Raw genomic sequence first — 19,381 nt, 5'->3', positions numbered from 1 at the left:
AGTGTCCAAACTTAGGGGGCTAAGCCGATTTGGATGAATAACAGGAAATTTTCCGCTTATTACAGGTCAAAATGGACAATCCAACAACTTAACGGAAAAATCTCCGACTATTGCCTACCGCCAATTGACCAGCTACCTCTAGGTCAGATCAACCCTACCAGTGCTCTCCCTTTTTAGGGAGTGCTTTCTCTCAACACCTCCAAGTAAACCTCCTGAAAAGGAAGATTGTATTTCCTCGCTAGCGCTGCAACATCTTCATACTCCGGTGCCTGTTGAAGAACACGATCGCCATCTATGGCCTGCTTTACCCGAACCATGCCGTATGTGGTTTCGACAGAAACAATGCGCCTCTCGAGGATTTTTCTGGTCCATTCACTGCGTCTTACCCCTAGTGTACTCGTTTGAGTTAACAGGACTTCCTCACAACCATCCGCTCTTTCCGGTTGAACGAGAACTGTGATGAGCGTCCCGGGGCGATTTTTTTTCATATAAACAGGGGTATAGTAAACATCAAGAGCCCCTTCCTGGAATAAACGTTCCATGGCAAAGCCCAAGGCCTCCCCCGTCATATCGTCCAATTGAGTTTCCAAAACGTAGATCGACTCTCGCTTTCTATCGTTTACCTCTTGAATTAAGATCGCCCGGACGACATTAGGATGGTCAAAATCTTTATTCCCTGCTCCATATCCGATCCTCTCCATTTTGATAGATCCTATCGGTCTAAATTCTTTCACCAGAGCCTTTAATATCCCTGCACCTGTCGGGGTGGTTAGCTCCCCTTCTACAGGCAAGTCAGCAAGCGGTATCCCTCTCAATAGTTCTGCTGTGGCAGGCGCCGGGATGGGATAGAGCCCATGCGCCATCTTCATTTTTCCATATCCCGTAGGAACAGGCGAGGCGTAGACTTCATCAATTTCAAGATATTCCAAAGCCAAACATACCCCTATTGTATCTATGATGGAATCCATGGCACCGACCTCATGAAAATGAACCTCCCGGGGATCCATTCCGTGAATCTTCGCTTCTGCCTCGGCAATCACCTGAAATATCGCCATACTCCGCTGTTTGACTCGGTTAGGTAATGAAGAGCTCTCAATCATATGTAAAATATCCGCTGCTTTTCGATGAGGATGATCATCTAGAAGTTTAAAATGATAAGGCTGGTTGGCACCCTGGCTTTCTAGGTGAATAGACAGCTTCTTCGCTGCAATTCCTCTTTTATTGACAGGGAGAATTTCGAGTTCAAAGGGATCAATCGGTAATTTTCTTAGCTGCTCTGAAATATAGGTGAGATCGGCCCCAAGGTCAACTAAGGCGGCTAAAGCCATATCCCCGGCTATACCGAAGATGCAATCGAAGTAGAGAGTTTTCATGGTCTGTTTGCCTCCATCACTAATTGCTGAATCATTGCAGCCGAATAACCTGCCCCGAACCCATTATCTATATTGACAACCGTAACACCGGCAGCACACGATGTCAGCATGGATAGAAGCGGAGTCAACCCTTGAAAATGTGCGCCATAACCAACGGAAGTAGGTACTGCAATAACCGGGCGTCGCACCATCCCTCCGACCACACTCGCTAGAGCCCCTTCCATTCCGGCAACCACGATGACAACTTGAGCCTCTTTTATCATTTCGCGATAAGCTAATAAGCGATCAATCCCTGCTACTCCTACATCATAGATCCTTTCTGTCCGACATCCCATCCACTCCGCCGTGTCCGCCGCCTCTTCCGCTACCGGCAAGTCTGCGGTACCCGCACAAAGCACAGCTACCTTACCAGCATACTTCTGAGTGGGTTCTCCCCATGTCAGAATTTTCGAAGTGGGGCGATATATCGCTTCTGGAAAAGCGCTTTGGATCGAATCTGCCATTTCCTTTGATGCTCTTGTTACCATTGCTCGTCCATGAGCTGCAACTAGGGCAGAAAAAATAGCTTGCACCTGATCCACCGTTTTCCCCTGACCGAAAATGACTTCAGGATAGCCTGTTCTACTTTCCCGTTCAATGTCTACTTTACTGAATCCCAGATCCTCAAATGTACTCATAGCAGCATTCCCCTTATTCTATTCAAAGTTTTAATGGCCCCAGGTTTGTCCAATTCTTTGAAACTTCATATTGTTATATATGCCATGGCAAACCAGCTTAATGCCACAAATTATCCGCAAAAATATTTTATCTTTTCAGTTAATTATAACCTACATTTCCTCTAACGCCAATCGAATGCCCCAGGCATACATTGTATAAAAGTGACGAATGGAGGTTTCATATTTCTTATGCTGGATTTCAACACACTTTGTCAACAATACGGTCAAATCCTAAAAGCTGAGCCAAAAGTGGAACATGGGGTGTGCTCGGTAGAGTTTCATCGTGATCTAAAGGTCACCATTCAAGGTCGGCCTAGTCGTGGAGAACTTCATGCGGAGGTTATGTTTGAATCATTGGATCATGAAGGAAATGCGCTGAATATGGGGGAAACCGTGATTCTTGAAGAAGAAGTCCCTTACTTTATCAACATCTTAGTTCGAAATGGGATCATTATAAGTGCCCTGCATAACCATTGGCTTTACGCCAAACCCAATATCTTATATGTTCACTTTCAATCCGTCGAACCTCCGTTATCTTTTGCACGTAAAGTGGCAGAGGCTTTTCGGGTGTTGAGGTAAATCAAGGCGGAGCCATCTTGGCAGCCGCCTATCTCCTATAATCCATCATTGTTCAATGCGCCTTCTTTCAACATCGTCGAATAAAGTGCGCTTTTTCTTTGCGCGATTTCCTTCACCATCTCCAACTGCTTCATTTGTTGATCCAGCAGATGAATATGCTGATCTAGCATATCGATTCTCTTCTGTAAGATTTGGTGGATCTCGAACTCCGAATTGTTACTTATGAGTAAGCAGCCATCCTCGGTAAAAGTCGCGATCTTCCCCAAGCTCATTCCTGTTTCCTTTAACCCATGGATAAACCGGACATATTGAAGATCCTGATCATCATAGCAACGCTTCCCATCCTGGCGGCGTGGTTCGGGAAGAACCCCTATTTTTTCATAATACCGCAAGGTATAGGCTGTAATTCCTGTTAATTTAGAGATTTCCCCAATGGAGTACATAAACGAAGATCTCCTCCCTTTATCATACGGTAAGCACAACCTTACCGACGGCTTCGAATTCTTCTATTATCCGATGGGCATTCGCTGCTTCGCGCAGTGGAATCTTGTGCGAAACAATCGGGCTAATTTTCCCTTGTTCCAACCATTTGAAGAGTAAGCTTAAGTCCTCGTGGAACCATTCGGGCTGTTCTTTTCTAAGCGTAGTAATGCTGTAAAGATATACACCATTTCCGCTCTGTGTCTGCTTTATACCGGAAAAAATCTTCCAATCCTTTATCCATTCTTCTGGGTTTGCCTCACTGAGGACAGAGGTGTATCCGTAACCGATAAAACGCCCCTTACTGCTCAAAGTCTGAATGGATCGCTGCCAATTCGATCCCCCTATCGGGTCAAACACAGCCTCTACACCTCCGGGTGCTAATCCTCCGAGAACTTCTACAAAATCTTCCGTCCGGTAATCAATGGGGGTTGCCCCATACCGGGAGACAATAGGGTGTTTAGCGGAAGAAGCCGTTCCGTACATCTTTACCTTTGCAAGTTTACCAAGTTCTAGTAAGGCCGTCCCAACCCCTCCGCTTGCCCCATGAACTAAGATCGAATCCCCCTCTTTAACCTTAGCAAGGCGATGAAGCATTTGGTAGGCTGTTACATAATTGAGAATGATCGCCGCTGCTTGAGCAGGATCTACGGACTCGGGGACTTTAACAAGGTCCTGGACCTTGGCATAAACATAAGCTGCATAGCCGCCAGTACCATCAAATAAGACACAAACCTTATCTCCTTTAGCATACTGATCCACATCTTCTCCTAATTCCTCTACCGTTCCAACTGCATCATATCCCGGTGTGAAAGGAGGCACCGGCGACATCGGATAAACTCCCTCTCTTCTCATTATATCGGCAAGAGCAACACCTACGATTTGGACTTTTATGCGAATTTCTCCTCGGTTTGGTGCACGCAACGATTCCTCCACCACTTCAAGAACGTCCTGTCCACCATTACGAGTGACAACAATACGAGTATTAAGCATCAGAACATCTCCTCTAACTTGGATAACTGCTCCTATTGTATTGGTTAGAGTAAACTCTAAGTCAAGGACTAAAAATGGACCAATAAAATATTTGCATATAAGGAAAATATTCTAAATATCAAACTTGAGAAACCGTTTATTTCACTGGATTCATCAGTCCCATTGAAAAGATTATCATTATTCTGGAAGATTTTAAGATAAGCCAAATTGTTTACACATCAATTTTCCTTGTGTTTCAATAGGGGTACACATTGCTCCATTCACAAAAATCGAAAACACCCTAGAAAGGAAGAGAGATTGTGAAAAAGAAACTATGGCTATCTTCAATTGCGTTTGTTTTCGCATCCATCCTTTTAGTAGGACAAGTAGATGCAGAGAATACAACTACCTACACCGTTCAACCCGGTGACTCCATGTGGAAAGTAGCGATTCGCTTTGAGGTCGGGGTCACCGAAATCATGAAGAGCAACCCACAAATTACAAACCCTAACCTTATCTATCCAGGGCAAAAGCTTCAGATTCCCCAATACGATGAAGTGAAGAAACTAGAATATGAAGTTGTTCAATTGGTCAATCAAGAACGCGCAAAGCATGGTTTAAAACCGTTAATTGCTGATTGGGAATTGAGCCGCGTAGCAAGGTTTAAATCAGCCGACATGCGGGACCTTAATTACTTTGACCATAACAGTCCAACATACGGTTCGCCGTTTACCATGATCCAAAATTTTGGATTAACGTACCGTAGCGCTGCGGAGAACATCGCGGCTGGACAAACGGATGCCCAAAGTGTCATGAAAGCCTGGATGAACAGTCCAGGGCATCGACAAAACATTCTCAACCCCAACCTCACCCACATCGGATGTGGTTACGCGCAAGGCGGGAAATGGGGTCACTATTGGACTCAAATGTTTATTTTAAAATAAGGCTCTTTAAAGCTTGTTGTTGATTTTTTGATCAAAAATAAAACCCACCAAATTGGTGGGTTCTTACTATGTAATTGAACTATAGACTCCCGTTTAGTGGAATAACCAATCATATCTGCTGAAAATAAAGGTGATTAGATGTTTTTAATCGCATACTTTATGGTATTACAGATTATAAGTGGGTTGAAATGTACTTTTGTTTAAAATGTGACCAAATTCATCAAAAAACAACGGCAGAGAGAATCTTAACAACTGGATTTCGAACCATCATTGCACAATGGAAAAGTATCCGTTAGGTATTTGTAAGGTAATTACGAATGAAATTTCGAATACCAATACCAATGGCAGCTCCTAGAACTAAAAAAAGAATAGGTAGCCAAATAGGACCTAAAATATAAGGAGAAAAGATAACTCCAATGGTTCCCATGTAAGCGGAGATGACAAAGGGCAAGAATAAAAAAGAATCACCTCCGCCAGCATCTCGATAAGCATCATAAATGGCAAACAGATAAAGACAAGGGTAAATCATTAACCATCCATAATCAGTCACTTCAATGGCTTTTTGAATGTCACCATGAAAACTGTACATAATGGCTTGATTCAACCTTGCCTGTACATTGATTAAGACCTCTAACGTAATAAAAACAAATCCCTTAAAATATTTGCTATTTAAAAATTGAGCAAACCCAGGTAAAGCAATGCTCCATAGAGTTTTCTCAATCTCCTTCGATCTTCCCATGCCGTCACTTCTTACCGCTTGCTAAAGTAACACGGTCATCTGCGGTTGGTGGTTGCTCCATCCATCCATTATTAATTAAAATGTTCGCTCCATCTTCCCCATATTGCTCCATTTCAGCTGTTAAACGTGTATATTGGGTTGCTAAATCCCTTCTCATGGATACCGCAAGCGCTGCCCCATAAAAAGCAACCGCTGTTTGTGTTAAAACCCCAGTATGAAACATGATTAATTTATCAGAAAATGGAGAAATCGTTGAATTTGTTACTTCCGAATCCCATGACGGAGGAGAAGGAAGATTATCTTCATGGAGTAAAGAACTGAAAATTTCAAGATGTTTTGAAGAAAGTTGGGTTCCCCTCATGAGATATTCCCGAACATCTTTAGATTGAGCGACCTGACCAAAACCAAGAACCATTGCTTTCCCCATCACCGTTTTATTCATGTTAAAGGTAATGTTACTAATTTCGATTCCATTTAAAGGTCGGCGATTACCAAACCAACCCGTTAAAAATCCTTGTTTTTTTACATATTGAGCCATCTCTGGTGGGTGTAAATAGGGTGGTCGAGTGTAGAGACCTTTTGATAAAAGTAAATCAAGGGAGCGATTAAACAGCTCGATGGTTTCGTTGTTGCAATCCGCATAAAATTTCCTCATATCAGCACGAGCTGAGGTAGTGAAAGCCACAGCGTATCCAGTCATACCATGCGCCGCCATAATGTGCATATATTTCAAAAAGAACGAATCAGAAAAAAGTCTAGGTGCTTCCAAGTTTACATCTCCATCTGTGAATCCATAAGGAATGGGGTATTCTTCTTCACTTAAAAAGCCTTTAATCACTTCAGTATGACGTTTCGATAAACTCAAAGAGAATTCTAAAATAGAGCGAATATCGTCATCTTCAACCTTCTTTAACATGTAATTGATAACACAAATTGCCATACTGTCATTCATGTATTGAGTCCAAAGGTTTGCCAATTCCGTTGAAACTAATTTAGGATTGTGTTGAGTTTCCATTTTATCCTCCTGAATAACATTTATTTTAGTATTCCTTGGTAGATGGAAAATATAGTTTCTCTCGATTGATGACCATATTCTGCAAACCTGCCCAATAGTTCAGTAGCAAAAAGAGGAGCAGCTATGACAGCTACTCCTCCGCAATCGATTCACGTTAGTTAACAAATACATTTATTTATCTCGATATTTCTCAATTTCTTCATCCATAACTTTATCAGTGAAATAGACGTCTTCTTTTTTTAATTGAATTCTTATCAATAGTTCAAGTTTTTCATTAATGCTTGATATCGTCCATACAACAAACCCTACTATTAGTACGTTTACAAGAATAAGAGTAATTATTAATCCTTCCATATCCTCATTCCTTTCTATGATAAATTTTACCATAGATTAAAACTTATTTATTGAAGATTCCTGCCCAATAGTTGAATAACGAACAAAGGAGCCAGTGAATAAAAATTGGCTCCTTAACTATTGATTCCCGTTACTTCAGTAGCACCTACTTCTACTTCTCATAGTTTATTTTGTTTTACTTCCTATTATGGTTCAATATATTTTCCGTCATCATTAGGAAACTGTGTGGCAAATCCCCGCTGGTTAACCTGCCCATCACTATCTACATAATACATGTAAATCCAATTGGGTTCATTCTCAAAAGTAACCAGCTAAGTCTTGAGAAATCCAAAAGTAAGACAAACTGGCATCGGGTAAATGTATTCTAACGATCCCTATTTGAACTGAGTCTATATGATTTGCCATGTAAACACCTTTTTTCCGTTTATGTGATTTTATTTATCTAAATAGAAGGAACCATCTGGATGCTAATGTCTCCTGTTAGCAAAGTAATTTATTTGCAGGAATGAATACTACTAGTCAAAACCGCAGGTCCCAGCTTTCCTGTTTTAGAATTGGATAGTCGAACTTGGATATGACTATTTGTTAAATCTGCTGTAATAATGTCAATCCTACCTGCCCAAGTCGGACCATCTTCTTCTGGCGTTGGATAAAGTTTAAATCTCCAACTTATTTCATTTTGAATATAAGCAAAACCTTCAAAACCATCATAATCCCCAAAAGAGGACGGTGATGGAAGATGGGTAACGTGAATACTTATATGAGTCCGTGGGAAGCTCGGTGTTAGTTTCACTTTATAGACCAAAGCTGCTCCTTTTGCATTTGGAAAGCCACTATTTATGGGTTCTAAGACAGAACTGCAAGGCATAGGTATATCAGCTTTTCCAGTAATAGGAGCAATAAATACAGCAACTAAAATAAATAATGATACAATTATCTGCTTCACTTTTATTCCCACCCACAACATTTTGTTGTGTTTATTTTCCCATCCCCTGCGTTCAATTATTAATCCTTCACAAATCATACATAATTAGATTTTGTTTTACTGCACAATATATTTGAACTGTAGCAAATGGGATTCAGGCTGGAAACAGGCGTTGGCATCGGCCCACGCCTTACGAATTAATTCTTCCAATTCATAAGTACCTGCTTCCACCACTGTCCTTACTTTGATGTGACATCCAATTTAGTTCACATTTTTGTAACTTGTTTCATATCACGGTAGTGTTACAATTAGTTTAGTAAACTTAACTGTTTAGCTAACTTAACTGTAAGGAGTTGGATTTGTGACGAATACCAAGGTTTTGTTAGAAGAGGCACAATTCTATAGTGAAGCCATCAAAATGGTAATGATTAAAGAATACCAATCTGTATTAGATGAACACGAACTGACTTCTAAACAACTTTTGATACTTCAACATATTTTCATCAAAAACCAATTGACTATTAATGAAGTTTCATCAATTATTAGTGCTACCAAAAGTGCTGCCAGTCAATTTATAAAAAAACTGGAGGAAAAAGGTTATGTTAAGCGTGAAGTAAATCCAGAAAATCGGAGAGAAACATTTGTAAGGTTAGAGAAAAAAGGTGAAGACCTTTATCGAGAAATGGAAGCAGCCAATCAACGTGTAATCGAGAAATATTATCAAAAATTATCAATAGTAGACATCGAAAGCTATCATCGAGTATTAAAAAAATTATATGAATTGACTCAAACGGGTTGGGGGGAATAATTATGATTTTGGAGGTAAGTTTCATTCTACTTTTCATTTTTATAGCAACATATGAACCAATCTGGGGATATATATCTACTCAAAAGTTTAAAGCAAGGATCAGGTATGATCAGACAGCAAGAATAAACTATTACAATTCTACAATGGCTGGGTTATGGACTCCAACAATAGTGATCTTAATTATCGTAGGTCTCACTCCACTATCATTAGGAGATATAGGGCTATCATTTGTTACAATAAATGAAGAAACCCTTGGACCTTGGTTCACATATGGCTCAATTGTCTTGATCATTATCTATTCACTGATGCTAGTCATAAATTATATTGCAATTAGGGTGAGTCCTATATATAAGGAAAAAGCTAAACTGGAACTGGAAAGATATCGCAGTAACGAGAAATTCGGGTCTATGTTTCCAAGAACGAGTCAGGAGCGAAAGCGGTGGAACTATGTTTCTTTAACTGCGGGTATTACTGAAGAGATTATTTACCGAGGATTCCTATTGTATGCCATTCTTTATTTTTTACCTACTCTTTCAATTTGGATTGCACTTGTCGTCGCTGCTTTACTATTTGGTCTGGCTCATACCTACCAAGGGGTAACAGGAGTAATTCGAACTGCCCTTATTGGTTTTCTCTTTGGCGCAGTTTACGTAAGTCTCGAATCTATTTTACCCCTTATTCTATTGCATATCATCGCCGATACTTCAAGTGGGGTTAACCTGGACAAATAGGAGGACATATTGATGGAATGGTTCCTTTCTCAGAAATGGCTTATTTTTATTGAAGTGATGATTGTAAGCTTTGGAATTTATCGGATGGTAAATATCATTAAAACTTATAAAAGGCAAGATGAGGCCTTAACGGTCCATGAAAAGATAGAAAACACAATCAATCAAATGGTTAAAAATTCATTCCTACGTTCCATCCTTTTAAGGGAAGTCCTAATGTGCTATTATTTATTTTCTAAGAAAGCGAATCATTTGAGCGAAGGACGGTCTTTTACTTTTCATAAAGATTCAAGCTATGTCCCGTTTCAAATTGCTATACTATCATCACTTATACTAGAAGGTGTTGGATTATCCTTTTTATTGCATAAATGGCAACCTTGGGTAGCCTGGCTTCACTTGATTCTAACAGTATATGCAATTATTTTCATACTTGGAGATTTGAAGGCAATATCGAGAAATCGGCTTGTTATAAAGGATGAAGAAATAGCCATTCAATTCGGCTTCCGTTATAAGGTTTCCATCCCATTGTCGAATATCAAAAATATTCAAAGTGGAAAAGTCAACTTTGAACAGGATAAGAAAAAGAAGGATCGATTCACAATTGCTCTATTAGAATTTGAAGAACCACATTTTGAATTAATACTTGAAAAATCGCAAGTGATTAAAGACTCACTCGGAAGAAAGCGTAAAGTAAGAAATATCTTTTTATCAATCGATCAAAAAGATATTTTTAATCGTGAAATACAGGAACAATGTCAAAAGTTGAATGCATAAGTACATTGTTTCACAAAGTCACCCAAATTTGGTTATCGTAAAGGACGACTGTTATTAATCCCCATAAAATTGTTCCAATCATTAGTATTTCAGCTACTTAGAGTCTCCCCTTACGTATTAGACTCTATATATCATCTTCGTAACAAAAAGAACAACACCAATGGAAACTGCTTCACTTCAACTATTGACTCCCGTTATAGAGTAATTTTATTATCGCAACTCAATGATTAATGGGTTATTTTTACATAGATTTAATTTGCCTTTCCCGCCAAAAATAAACATGGGTAAAATTCTTGTAAAGGAGAACCCATAATGGATATGACAACTTTAATGAGTGTAGGGAGGACGATTATGGGAGTATTAAGTGGACATCCCCAAAATGAACCAATGCATTATGGAGAAGTGTTTGGTGTTTGGACCTATCTTTCAACGACCAAAGGCTTGTTAGCTGGGTATCAGACATTTATCAATCACACAGGTGATAAAGACCTTAGAAAATTTCTTGAAGATATGACGCAAAATATGAAGCAAGAAATCGAACAAGTTGAAAAATTGCTTAAAGTAAATGGAATTGGATTACCTCCATCTCCACCCGAAAGACCAGTTGCTAATTTAGAAAGTATTCCAACTGGTGCAAGATTTATGGACCCCGAAATTGCCGCAGGTGTTTCTAGAGATATTGCTGCTGGATTAGTTACTTGTAGTCAAATTATTGGTCAAAGTATTCGAGAAGATATCGCTATGATGTTTGGGCAATTTCATGTAACTAAGGCTCAATATGGTGTAAGATTATTGCGCATTAACAAGGAAAAAGGATGGCTAATTCCACCTCCACTAAATGTGCAAACACCAGAACTCGCTCATGTCTAAACCAACGAGAGTGCCGAACGCGGTACTCTCCTTCTCTTTATATCAATGTTGTTGGAAGGGAATTATAATATTGGGGAACAATCCATAATTTAGTCCCTACACTCAAGGATATAGATGAAACCCCAAGTATGCCAGTTCATAAATCTACAAGTAGAAAGGTGATGAGTCCAATGGGACACGATAGCAAAGCATGCAAGATAGCATGTGGGGATTCAAATATACGTTGATAATACTTGGAAGGAGTCTAAAAGTGGATAGTGAAGAATGGTAATAGCCCCTACTCGGTCAGATAATGATTGAGAGGGGCTATTTAGTTATTTGTAGCATAACCGTTCCAATGAGTTAATGATTATCATTAGCAAAACAAGGTAAATTACATTATATTTGGGATAAAGACTTTTATAAACAAGAAGTAACCTAACGAACCAATTATCAAAGGTAATACTATTAGAATAATAGCAGCTCTAGATTTCAATAACTACCCCTCAGTTCAATGCTTATTCTGCTCCTCCACAATCGAATCCCAATAGCTTAATAGCAATTAGGGATCATTCCTTCCCCTTTTGTTTAATGAATACTCCCGCCACTTACCCCTCGCTTTCAATCAATTTTGAAGTGGGGGTATTCTCGACTATTTTGATAGACTGGATTAAAAAAAGGCAAGTATAGAAGTGGTTCCTAATATACTTGCCATTAGCTATTTGACTGTAACGTTAATTCGTCTATATTTATGACTGCTTTCAATTGTTGCAATAAGTCCAGTCCAATGATACCATCCAAATCAAAACCATAATTCATTGCACCAATTTCTAAAGCAAAATATTCTGTTTGCATATCTCCAATTCTGACTGAATCAACCGTTTTTGAATACACAAACTCTGATCCTCCAACACCAGTTATGCGATATATCATGTCATTCTCTTCTGCTACAATCCCAATTGACTCAGCTAAGTCTGTTGAAACAACTGTGCTTCCTGAGCCAGTATCAACTAAGACACGTTGTAGATGAAGCAATTGTCCGTTAAAGGTTAATTCCATATCCGTAAGTAATAAACCATCGTCAATAATTAGCTTTTTCACTATCGCCTAACACCTACCCATTTTTTCTCAATGATATTAGGTTCCTTACGACTAGTATGAAGAACATATAATTCCCTTCTAGGATCTTCTCGATGAATCTCTTGATAGGCCTTCATAGCTTCTGGAGAATTAGTAAACTTTTTCAAGGGAGTAATCTCATCTAAAATGCGCTCACTTTTCTCATTTGTATGTGCTCGAACAGCTTCTATTAAAACCCATTGTCCTGGGAAAGCTAGGCACACATCTTCCCACTTCATTTTGAGTCACCTCCAGAAATATTTACTTATATTGTATCATGGTAAAGGGGAGGGTAATAACACCAAATATTCAGATGCTTGTTAAAGATTACTGCCCTTTAGTTGAATAAAGAAAATCAACAACGAACAATAACAGAGCCTAAAATAAAAGAGAAGACCGTTTTCATTTACTTCGCCTCGCTTTTCCTAATTGGGAAATTTAGCGACTATTTTTGTTAAAATAGATTCATCTCAAGTTTTTTTCTATTAAAAAAGAAATGAGCGTGAAAAAGTGCAAAAACGAAAGCTCGGAAAATTAGGACCAGAAGTATCCACATTAGGATTGGGTTGTATGGGAATGTCAGACTTCTACAGTGGTAGAGACGATAATGAATCGCTGAAAACCATACACCATGCCCTAGATCAGGGTATCAATTTTCTTGATACGGCTGATATGTACGGCGTAGGTCACAATGAAGAATTAGTGGGGCGTGCGATTCAAGGGCGTCGCAATCAAGTTATCGTAGCTACGAAGTTTGGCAATGAAAGAGCAGCAGATGGTACATTTCTTGGAATTAATGGCCATCCGGACTATGTGAAGAAGGCTTGTGATGCAAGTCTCCAGCGCTTAGGAGTCGACTATATTGACTTGTACTACCAACACCGTGTTGATCCCAATGTTCCCATTGAAGAAACCATTGGCGCTATGGCTGAACTGGTTCAAGTCGGAAAGGTTCGTTATCTTGGCATGTCGGAGGCGGCACCACAAACGATTCGCCGTGCTTATCAAGTTCATCCCATTACAGCTCTACAAACCGAGTATTCTCTATGGAGCCGAGATGTCGAGGATGAAATACTCCCTATCTGTAGAGAGTTGGGTATCGGCTTTGTCCCTTATAGCCCATTAGGCAGAGGCTTCTTAACCGGACAGATTCAAAAATTTGATGACCTAGCAGAAGATGATTACCGCCGTCATTCTCCCCGCTTTCAAGGAGACCATTTTCAAAAGAACTTAGACCTTGTTCAGAAAATCAAAGAAATCGCGAATGAAAAACAGTGCTCCCCCTCCCAGTTAGCTCTTGCTTGGCTACTCTCACAAGGGGAAGATATCGTTCCTATTCCAGGTACGAAAAGAGTAAAATATTTAGATGAAAATTTGGGATCCCTACAAGTTTCTCTGACAGATTCAGACCTAGCCCGGATCAATGAAGCAGCTCCTCATGGCGCAGCAGCCGGTAGCCGCTATCCTGAAGCTAGTATGAAGAGCTTAAATTTGTAAAACATGAAGACCCCCGTGAAACACACGGGGTCTTTTTATACTTCCTTTACCATCTTTACGATCTCAGTTTGGTAACCTAAATGGGAATAAAACTGAACGGCTCTCTCATTATTCTCAAATACATTTAACACGAGTTGTTTATATCTTTCATCATTACTTCTTCCCCCTCGATCTCCATTTAGTCAAAGATATTTTAAATGCGGCTTCCATTTATATCAAGACAAACCTAAACGAGAACAAAATGTTATACAATAATTATTCGAAATGTTGTAAAACCCATCTTCTTTTCCTATACACGGTGTCACATTACTCTAAATTATACAAAACCTATGCATTTTTCTCTTTACAAACTCATGACATAATATGTATAATAACTATGCAAAACATATACAAATTCTATGCAAAAGAGGAGGAGTTTTACAGTGCGTAAGCTAAAAGGTTTCCTAATGTCATTGGTTTTCACAATGGTTTTATCATTTTCTATGGGGGCAACTAGTAGTGCAAACAGTGATGATATCGTTGATACTGCGGTTAAAGCAGGAAGCTTCAACACCTTAGCAGCTGCTCTAGAGAAAGCTGATTTAATCGATGCCCTTAAGGGAGAAGGCCCTTTCACCGTGTTTGCTCCAACTGATGAAGCTTTTGCAAAACTACTTTCTGAGCTAGGAGTTACCGCTGAAGAACTATTAGCTCGAGAAGATTTAAAGGACATTCTGTTATACCATGTTGTTTCAGGAAAAGTAATGTCAACGGATCTGACCGATGGAATGGAAGCAGCAACACTGAAAGGAGATAAAGTGAGAGTTTCGCTGAATCCCGCTCAAATTAATGATTCTAACGTCACAACAGCCGACATCGAAGCTTCTAATGGCGTTATCCACGTGATTGATGCTGTATTGCTGCCCGTTGCGCAAGAAAGTGCTCCTCCTATTCCTAAGACCGGTAACGACTCCATTTTCAGTTATGCCTTACTAGCTGTTTTTGCAGGAACGGCGACGTTGTATTTCTATAGACGTGGTAAAGCAGCAAGAGGATAGATTACGTTCAAGACCACAACAGGGCTTCTTCCAAACAACTATGTTCGTGAAGAAGCCCAAAAATCGTTCATTTCAAAGAAATGAGGATTTGAGATATGATTTTATGAAAAAAAATCTTCTAGCCATCCTAATATGCTTCTTAGCTTTTCTATATTCTTCTTACGAGGTGTTCCAATATTACTATGGAAGCTATCAGAATCAACAATTGAATAACTCTATTCAAGAGGATTACGATAATCTTTGGGTGCAGAACGAAGCCACCTACGAAGATGAAGTAAAGTCCCCAGTCGTAATAGAAAAATTCCTACCCCTTCTTGAAATGAACGAAGAAACTATAGGATGGATCACGGTTCCCAATACAGACATTAACTATCCCGTGGTCAAAACGGACAATAATTCCTTTTATCTTGATCATAATTTTAAGCTTGAATCTAGTAATGCTGGAGCCATTTTTATGGATTATCGTAATGTAGGCGATGCAACAGACAGGCACACAATTATCTATGGACATCATATGAGAGATGGTTCTATGTTTAAAGGACTAACGAAGTATAAAGATAAACCGTTCTTCGAGGAGAATCGGGTTATTACCCTCCAAACCTTATTTGAAGAGACAAAATGGGAGATTTTCTCCGCTTATGTGACGGATACTGACTTTTATTATATTGCTACCAATTTTCGTTCTAACCACGATTATGTTGATTTCTTAAATAAATTAGCAAGCAAATCTATCATCCCACAGACGATCAAATGGAATAAACAGGATCAGATCCTGACTCTATCAACGTGTTCTTATGAATTTAATGACGCTCGATTCGTCGTTCACGCCAGAAGGATCAAATAAAGAAATATAAACTCCTATTTTATCGTTCTTTAGTCAACCGCCGTCTCCAAAACTATCACCTTTCAATACTATATTCTATCAATATAGGGAGGTGATATTAGTGAGTGTTAGTCCACTTTGTAGACGTTTCGCTGAGATTTTTGGTGGGGATGCTCAAGTGGTTAATGGGGTTTGTGTGGCCACTAAGCTGAGAACCAACATTAACGTAACGATATTAGGAAGGAAATCACAAGGGTTATTTACTCTTCCATTTGGTATCTCTTTCGAAAGGCTGGATAGCAATGGTAGAGCTTTGTGTCTAGGGGAAACTGTCATTCTTACTAACGAGATTAACCCGTTTATCTCTAGGCTTAGAAGAGCTGGTATTCAAGTAACGGCTCTACACAATCACTGGCTTTCTACGAATCCGAATATCTGGTATCTTCACTGGCAAGCAATCCAACCTCCTTTAGTATTCGCTAGGAATGTAAGAAACGCTTCTAGAGTTCTCATCAACAGACCTGTAGGTCCGATTGTTGTGAAGCTCAAGAAAAAGAAGAAAAAATAACAATGAAAATGAAACGGCTGCCATCAGGTAGCCGTTTTTAATTTCCTTCTAATTGCAAAAGTTGCTTCTTCATCTCCAATCCTCCACGGTAGCCGGTCAAGGTGCCATTTTTTCCGATGACACGATGACAAGGCACAGTAATGAGTATGGGGTTGGCACCGATGGCTGATCCTATGGCTCGTACGGCTTTAGGCTTCTGGATAGAGGCGGCGATATCGGAATAGGACTTAGTTTGTCCATAGGGAATTTGACAGAGAGCGTTCCAAACCTCCATTTGAAATGGAGTCCCTCGAAAATCAAAAGGAAGGGTAAAGTGTTTACGGTCTCCTCTTAAATACTCTTTAAACTCGTTCACATAAGGTTGTAATCTCTCCTCATCTTCAATAAGGGCGCTTTTTGCAAAATGCTTTTCTACCCATTGGTTGAATTCCTCAAACGGCTTGTTCTGTGAACCTACATAGCACAGACCCTTCGTGGTGGCAGCCAGATAGATGCTCCAGCCTTCGTATAACAACAATGTCCAATAAACTTTCATGTCAGATTTCACTTTCATTTTGTCTTCCCTCCGTGCCCGGTTGATGAGTATTCTTTTCGCGATAAGCTTTAGGAGTAGATCCAGTGATCTCTTTAAATAAGGTTATAAAATAAGGAGTGTTTGGAATTCCTACACTCATCGCAATCTCCGCAACGGATTGATCTGTTTGTATGAGGTATTCTTTCGCCTTAGTAATCCTGCTTAACTGAATGTATTGGACGGGCGTTATTCCTTTAACCTGCTTGAACGTTCGCTGCAAATGAAAAGGACTTCCATGACACTGATCAGCTAAAACCTCTAGTGTCAGTTTCTTTGTATAGTTTGCTCCGATAAAACGAGTGATCTGATCTACCCACTCCTGGTCGGGCAACTTTTGATTCGTTGGTTTACATCTTTTGCAAGGACGAAATTGTGCAGTGAGCGCTTGTTCGGCATTCAAAAATATACGTACGTTTCCTTTTATCGGAGTTCTGGATTTACAGGAAGGCTTACAGAAAATACCGGTTGTCTTTACAGCGTACAAAAACATGCCATCATAAGTAGGATCATTTCGGGTGATCGCCTGCCACCACTCCTCTTTAATCATAAATACTCACCTCTCCCTCAGTATACTCAATGAAACAGGCCCATGTATGCTTCTACAAATAAAATAGCAAGATATTGAAATCAATACATGCTATGTTTGTGTTAAAACTAGAGATAGATTGAATTTCTGTAACGGGAGGGTTCAAATGGAAGATCACCAGCAGGAGTTAACCTTGAATTTGCCTAAAGAATTTTGCTTTGATCACAATCTGAAATACCTTTCTAACGCCCACAATGAATGCTTGTTTCAGGTTCAGGATCAACGCATTTACAAAGCTATTCCGCTCGAACAAGAAACTGCCATCATTGAAATAAGAGCGACTGATCCTCACACCTTAACCATTCGCTTTTTGGGTAATAACCCCCCTAAGACAAAGTCGGCTCGAGTTGCTGCTGCTCGTTATGTGATGGATTGGTTTGACTTAGAAACCGACTTACAACCCTTTTATGAACTGGCGATAAAGGATGTTCTTTTGCAAAAAGCTGTAGATTCTTTCTATGGGTTGCGCAATATCGGTATTCCTGATCTGTTTGAGGCGATCTGCTGGGGAATTATAGGGCAACAAATCAACCTTACGTTTGCCTACACGTTAAAGAGAAGACTCGTGGAGCGCTACGGCGAGAAGGTCGAATACAAAGGAAAAGAATATTGGATATTCCCTACCCCCGATGTTATCGCAGCACTAACTGTTGGGGAATTAAGCCAATTGCAAATAAGCACTAAAAAAAGTGAATACCTCATCGGTGTGGCTCAACTGATAATGGAAGGCAAACTATCAAAAGAAAGCTTATTAGCCACAAGGGATTACAAACAAGCAGAAAAGTTGTTAGTGGATATCCGCGGAATTGGACCGTGGACAGCCAATTATGTTTTAATGCGTTGCCTCCGATTCCCATCCGCCTTTCCAATTGATGATGTTGGTCTGCATAATGCCATTAAACATGTGTTAGGCTTGGAACACAAACCAACAAAAAAAGAAATTTTACAACTATCGGCCAATTGGACCAACTGGGAGTCCTACGCAACCTTCTATTTATGGAGATTCCTCTACTAATCATCCAGCTCATGTTATACCCTTTTACCATTTCAGTTATTTCAAGTGAACGAAGAAAGGAAAAAGGCGTTCTTAGTATAGCTAGAACGCCTTAGATAGTTGCATTAGATTGATTTTACCATTCCACCATCGACAAGAAGGGAACTACCTGTCATATACGAGCCAGCATCGGATACGAGGAAAGCAACGACGTTTGCAAACTCCTCAGGTGCTCCATAACGACCTAGAGGAATCGTTTTCTTGGACTGTTCTTCGATATCTTCACGAGATACTCCTAGCTTCTTCGCCTTCAGCTCATCTAAGAAAGCTACTCGAGCCGTTGCAATTCGACCCGGTGCTACCGTATTGACTAGAATGTTGTAAGGAGCAAGCTCCTCAGCTAAAGATTTAGATAGTCCGACAATCCCTGTTCGGAATGTATTCGATAGAATCAGACCTGGAATCGGAACTTTAATGGAAGAGGAAGCAATGTTAATAATGCGTCCGCCTTCCTTCTTCAGATCTGGCAATACCTCTCTAATCATTCGGATATAACTTAATAGATTTAACTCAAACGCCTTCTGCCAGTCTTCGTCAGAGAACTGTTCGAAGTTACCTCCTGGAGGTCCTCCGGCATTATTAATTAGGATATCAATCTTACCCAATGTATCTCTTGTCACCTGAACTAATCGCTGAACATCTTCTACCTTCGTAATATCAGCAGGACAGTAAGAAACCTTTCCCAGTCCTAAGCTTGTTAATTCTTCACATGCCGCTTGAAGATTCTTCTCATCTCGGCTAGTCAGCATGACACTCGCGCCTTCCTTAACCAGCTGCGTCGCTACCGCTTTTCCAAGTCCTTGACTAGAAGCTACAACTAAAGCTACTTTACCTTGCAAATTTAAATCCATTCGTTATCTCTCCTCT

The 19,381-nt window shown here is 39.9% G+C and carries 23 protein-coding genes; 11 read left to right on the top strand and 12 right to left on the bottom strand.

What is annotated here, in order from left to right:
* Positions 1 to 173: 173 nt before the first annotated feature.
* Both larC and larB read right to left on the bottom strand, forming a co-directional pair.
* Positions 174 to 1,373 carry a nickel pincer cofactor biosynthesis protein LarC gene (larC, locus tag EIZ39_RS24425; protein WP_129203861.1) on the bottom strand — a complete coding sequence of 400 codons (1,200 nt, stop codon included), beginning with the start codon at positions 1,371 to 1,373 and terminating at the stop codon, positions 174 to 176.
* Positions 1,370 to 2,050 carry a nickel pincer cofactor biosynthesis protein LarB gene (larB, locus tag EIZ39_RS24420; RefSeq protein WP_129203859.1) on the bottom strand — a complete coding sequence of 227 codons (681 nt, stop codon included), beginning with the start codon at positions 2,048 to 2,050 and terminating at the stop codon, positions 1,370 to 1,372. The genes larC and larB overlap by 4 nt, the downstream gene beginning before the upstream one ends.
* A gap of 228 nt (positions 2,051 to 2,278) precedes the next feature.
* Between larB and EIZ39_RS24415 the strand changes: the two genes are divergently transcribed.
* Positions 2,279 to 2,668, top strand: a complete 390-nt coding sequence (locus tag EIZ39_RS24415; protein WP_129203857.1) for a DUF1259 domain-containing protein — start codon at positions 2,279 to 2,281, stop codon at positions 2,666 to 2,668.
* 35 nt (positions 2,669 to 2,703) lie between these two features.
* Here the strand turns inward: EIZ39_RS24415 and EIZ39_RS24410 are convergent, their stop codons facing one another.
* Positions 2,704 to 3,111 carry a MerR family transcriptional regulator gene (locus EIZ39_RS24410; protein WP_129203855.1) on the bottom strand — a complete coding sequence of 136 codons (408 nt, stop codon included), beginning with the start codon at positions 3,109 to 3,111 and terminating at the stop codon, positions 2,704 to 2,706.
* 22 nt (positions 3,112 to 3,133) lie between these two features.
* Complete coding sequence (locus EIZ39_RS24405) at positions 3,134 to 4,141, bottom strand: medium chain dehydrogenase/reductase family protein (RefSeq protein WP_129203853.1); 1,008 nt, start codon at positions 4,139 to 4,141, stop codon at positions 3,134 to 3,136.
* A gap of 299 nt (positions 4,142 to 4,440) precedes the next feature.
* Between EIZ39_RS24405 and safA the strand changes: the two genes are divergently transcribed.
* The gene (gene safA / locus EIZ39_RS24400; protein WP_129203851.1) at positions 4,441 to 5,064 is read left to right on the top strand and encodes a SafA/ExsA family spore coat assembly protein; all 624 of its coding nucleotides are present in this window, start codon (positions 4,441 to 4,443) and stop codon (positions 5,062 to 5,064) included.
* 292 nt (positions 5,065 to 5,356) lie between these two features.
* Here safA and EIZ39_RS24395 read toward each other — a convergent pair whose 3' ends face one another.
* From EIZ39_RS24395 to EIZ39_RS24380, 3 genes are all read right to left on the bottom strand, one after another.
* Positions 5,357 to 5,803, bottom strand: a complete 447-nt coding sequence (locus tag EIZ39_RS24395) for a hypothetical protein (RefSeq protein ID WP_129203849.1) — start codon at positions 5,801 to 5,803, stop codon at positions 5,357 to 5,359.
* Positions 5,804 to 5,807: 4 nt separating this feature from the next.
* Positions 5,808 to 6,818 carry a DUF3231 family protein gene (locus EIZ39_RS24390; RefSeq protein WP_129203847.1) on the bottom strand — a complete coding sequence of 337 codons (1,011 nt, stop codon included), beginning with the start codon at positions 6,816 to 6,818 and terminating at the stop codon, positions 5,808 to 5,810.
* A gap of 847 nt (positions 6,819 to 7,665) precedes the next feature.
* Positions 7,666 to 8,118 (bottom strand): YoqH family protein, encoded by a 453-nt coding sequence (locus tag EIZ39_RS24380; protein ID WP_129203842.1) that lies wholly within the window; start codon positions 8,116 to 8,118, stop codon positions 7,666 to 7,668.
* Between the two features lie 340 nt (positions 8,119 to 8,458).
* Between EIZ39_RS24380 and EIZ39_RS24375 the strand changes: the two genes are divergently transcribed.
* From EIZ39_RS24375 to EIZ39_RS24360, 4 genes are all read left to right on the top strand, one after another.
* Entirely contained in the window at positions 8,459 to 8,905 is a 447-nt protein-coding gene (locus tag EIZ39_RS24375; RefSeq protein ID WP_129203840.1) for a MarR family winged helix-turn-helix transcriptional regulator, read from the top strand.
* Between the two features lie 2 nt (positions 8,906 to 8,907).
* Positions 8,908 to 9,636 (top strand): CPBP family intramembrane glutamic endopeptidase, encoded by a 729-nt coding sequence (locus tag EIZ39_RS24370; protein WP_129203838.1) that lies wholly within the window; start codon positions 8,908 to 8,910, stop codon positions 9,634 to 9,636.
* Between the two features lie 12 nt (positions 9,637 to 9,648).
* Positions 9,649 to 10,407: a hypothetical protein gene (locus tag EIZ39_RS24365; RefSeq protein WP_129203836.1), complete on the top strand. Its 759-nt coding sequence runs from the start codon at positions 9,649 to 9,651 to the stop codon at positions 10,405 to 10,407.
* A gap of 351 nt (positions 10,408 to 10,758) precedes the next feature.
* Positions 10,759 to 11,277, top strand: coding sequence for a DUF3231 family protein (locus EIZ39_RS24360; RefSeq protein ID WP_129203864.1), 519 nt, complete (start codon positions 10,759 to 10,761; stop codon positions 11,275 to 11,277).
* 693 nt (positions 11,278 to 11,970) lie between these two features.
* On the opposite strand, the gene EIZ39_RS24355 is transcribed toward EIZ39_RS24360, so the two are convergent.
* Together EIZ39_RS24355 and EIZ39_RS24350 are read right to left on the bottom strand one after the other, a co-directional pair.
* Positions 11,971 to 12,357 (bottom strand): retropepsin-like aspartic protease, encoded by a 387-nt coding sequence (locus EIZ39_RS24355; RefSeq protein ID WP_129203834.1) that lies wholly within the window; start codon positions 12,355 to 12,357, stop codon positions 11,971 to 11,973.
* A complete protein-coding gene (locus EIZ39_RS24350; protein ID WP_129203832.1) occupies positions 12,357 to 12,614 on the bottom strand; it encodes a hypothetical protein in 258 nt (85 codons plus the stop codon). The genes EIZ39_RS24355 and EIZ39_RS24350 overlap by 1 nt, the downstream gene beginning before the upstream one ends.
* Before the next feature lie 271 nt (positions 12,615 to 12,885).
* Here EIZ39_RS24350 and EIZ39_RS24345 point away from each other — a divergent pair, with 271 nt between their 5' ends.
* From EIZ39_RS24345 to EIZ39_RS24330, 4 genes are all read left to right on the top strand, one after another.
* Entirely contained in the window at positions 12,886 to 13,872 is a 987-nt protein-coding gene (locus tag EIZ39_RS24345; RefSeq protein WP_129203830.1) for an aldo/keto reductase, read from the top strand.
* Positions 13,873 to 14,294: 422 nt separating this feature from the next.
* Positions 14,295 to 14,909 (top strand): fasciclin domain-containing protein, encoded by a 615-nt coding sequence (locus EIZ39_RS24340; RefSeq protein ID WP_129203828.1) that lies wholly within the window; start codon positions 14,295 to 14,297, stop codon positions 14,907 to 14,909.
* Positions 14,910 to 15,012: 103 nt separating this feature from the next.
* Entirely contained in the window at positions 15,013 to 15,753 is a 741-nt protein-coding gene (gene srtB / locus EIZ39_RS24335) for a class B sortase (protein WP_164985303.1), read from the top strand.
* Between the two features lie 100 nt (positions 15,754 to 15,853).
* A complete protein-coding gene (locus tag EIZ39_RS24330) occupies positions 15,854 to 16,300 on the top strand; it encodes a DUF1259 domain-containing protein (protein ID WP_129203824.1) in 447 nt (148 codons plus the stop codon).
* A gap of 37 nt (positions 16,301 to 16,337) precedes the next feature.
* On the opposite strand, the gene EIZ39_RS24325 is transcribed toward EIZ39_RS24330, so the two are convergent.
* Together EIZ39_RS24325 and EIZ39_RS24320 are read right to left on the bottom strand one after the other, a co-directional pair.
* Positions 16,338 to 16,853: a methylated-DNA--[protein]-cysteine S-methyltransferase gene (locus EIZ39_RS24325; RefSeq protein WP_129203822.1), complete on the bottom strand. Its 516-nt coding sequence runs from the start codon at positions 16,851 to 16,853 to the stop codon at positions 16,338 to 16,340.
* The gene (locus tag EIZ39_RS24320) at positions 16,837 to 17,421 is read right to left on the bottom strand and encodes a bifunctional transcriptional activator/DNA repair enzyme AdaA (RefSeq protein ID WP_129203820.1); all 585 of its coding nucleotides are present in this window, start codon (positions 17,419 to 17,421) and stop codon (positions 16,837 to 16,839) included. The genes EIZ39_RS24325 and EIZ39_RS24320 overlap by 17 nt, the downstream gene beginning before the upstream one ends.
* Positions 17,422 to 17,566: 145 nt before the next feature.
* Here EIZ39_RS24320 and EIZ39_RS24315 point away from each other — a divergent pair, with 145 nt between their 5' ends.
* Positions 17,567 to 18,475: a DNA-3-methyladenine glycosylase family protein gene (locus tag EIZ39_RS24315; protein WP_129203818.1), complete on the top strand. Its 909-nt coding sequence runs from the start codon at positions 17,567 to 17,569 to the stop codon at positions 18,473 to 18,475.
* Positions 18,476 to 18,579: 104 nt separating this feature from the next.
* On the opposite strand, the gene EIZ39_RS24310 is transcribed toward EIZ39_RS24315, so the two are convergent.
* Entirely contained in the window at positions 18,580 to 19,365 is a 786-nt protein-coding gene (locus tag EIZ39_RS24310; protein ID WP_129203816.1) for an SDR family oxidoreductase, read from the bottom strand.
* Positions 19,366 to 19,381 lie beyond the last annotated feature (16 nt).

The organism is Ammoniphilus sp. CFH 90114 (genome assembly GCF_004123195.1).
Classification (GTDB): Bacteria; Bacillota; Bacilli; order Aneurinibacillales; family RAOX-1; genus YIM-78166.
This window is presented reverse-complemented; position numbering and strand designations above follow the sequence as displayed.

Excerpts from the sequence above, each read along its gene's own strand:
- larC (WP_129203861.1), bottom strand. The coding sequence starts at position 1,373 with ATGAAAACTCTCTACTTCGATTGCATCTTCGGTATAGCCGGGGATATG.
- larB (WP_129203859.1), bottom strand. The coding sequence starts at position 2,050 with ATGAGTACATTTGAGGATCTGGGATTCAGTAAAGTAGACATTGAACGG.
- EIZ39_RS24415 (WP_129203857.1), top strand. The coding sequence starts at position 2,279 with ATGCTGGATTTCAACACACTTTGTCAACAATACGGTCAAATCCTAAAA.
- EIZ39_RS24410 (WP_129203855.1), bottom strand. The coding sequence starts at position 3,111 with ATGTACTCCATTGGGGAAATCTCTAAATTAACAGGAATTACAGCCTAT.
- EIZ39_RS24405 (WP_129203853.1), bottom strand. The coding sequence starts at position 4,141 with ATGCTTAATACTCGTATTGTTGTCACTCGTAATGGTGGACAGGACGTT.
- EIZ39_RS24395 (WP_129203849.1), bottom strand. The coding sequence starts at position 5,803 with ATGGGAAGATCGAAGGAGATTGAGAAAACTCTATGGAGCATTGCTTTA.
- EIZ39_RS24390 (WP_129203847.1), bottom strand. The coding sequence starts at position 6,818 with ATGGAAACTCAACACAATCCTAAATTAGTTTCAACGGAATTGGCAAAC.
- EIZ39_RS24370 (WP_129203838.1), top strand. The coding sequence starts at position 8,908 with ATGATTTTGGAGGTAAGTTTCATTCTACTTTTCATTTTTATAGCAACA.
- EIZ39_RS24365 (WP_129203836.1), top strand. The coding sequence starts at position 9,649 with ATGGAATGGTTCCTTTCTCAGAAATGGCTTATTTTTATTGAAGTGATG.
- EIZ39_RS24360 (WP_129203864.1), top strand. The coding sequence starts at position 10,759 with ATGGGAGTATTAAGTGGACATCCCCAAAATGAACCAATGCATTATGGA.
- EIZ39_RS24350 (WP_129203832.1), bottom strand. The coding sequence starts at position 12,614 with ATGAAGTGGGAAGATGTGTGCCTAGCTTTCCCAGGACAATGGGTTTTA.
- srtB (WP_164985303.1), top strand. The coding sequence starts at position 15,013 with ATGAAAAAAAATCTTCTAGCCATCCTAATATGCTTCTTAGCTTTTCTA.
- EIZ39_RS24325 (WP_129203822.1), bottom strand. The coding sequence starts at position 16,853 with ATGAAAGTGAAATCTGACATGAAAGTTTATTGGACATTGTTGTTATAC.
- EIZ39_RS24320 (WP_129203820.1), bottom strand. The coding sequence starts at position 17,421 with ATGATTAAAGAGGAGTGGTGGCAGGCGATCACCCGAAATGATCCTACT.
- EIZ39_RS24315 (WP_129203818.1), top strand. The coding sequence starts at position 17,567 with ATGGAAGATCACCAGCAGGAGTTAACCTTGAATTTGCCTAAAGAATTT.
- EIZ39_RS24310 (WP_129203816.1), bottom strand. The coding sequence starts at position 19,365 with ATGGATTTAAATTTGCAAGGTAAAGTAGCTTTAGTTGTAGCTTCTAGT.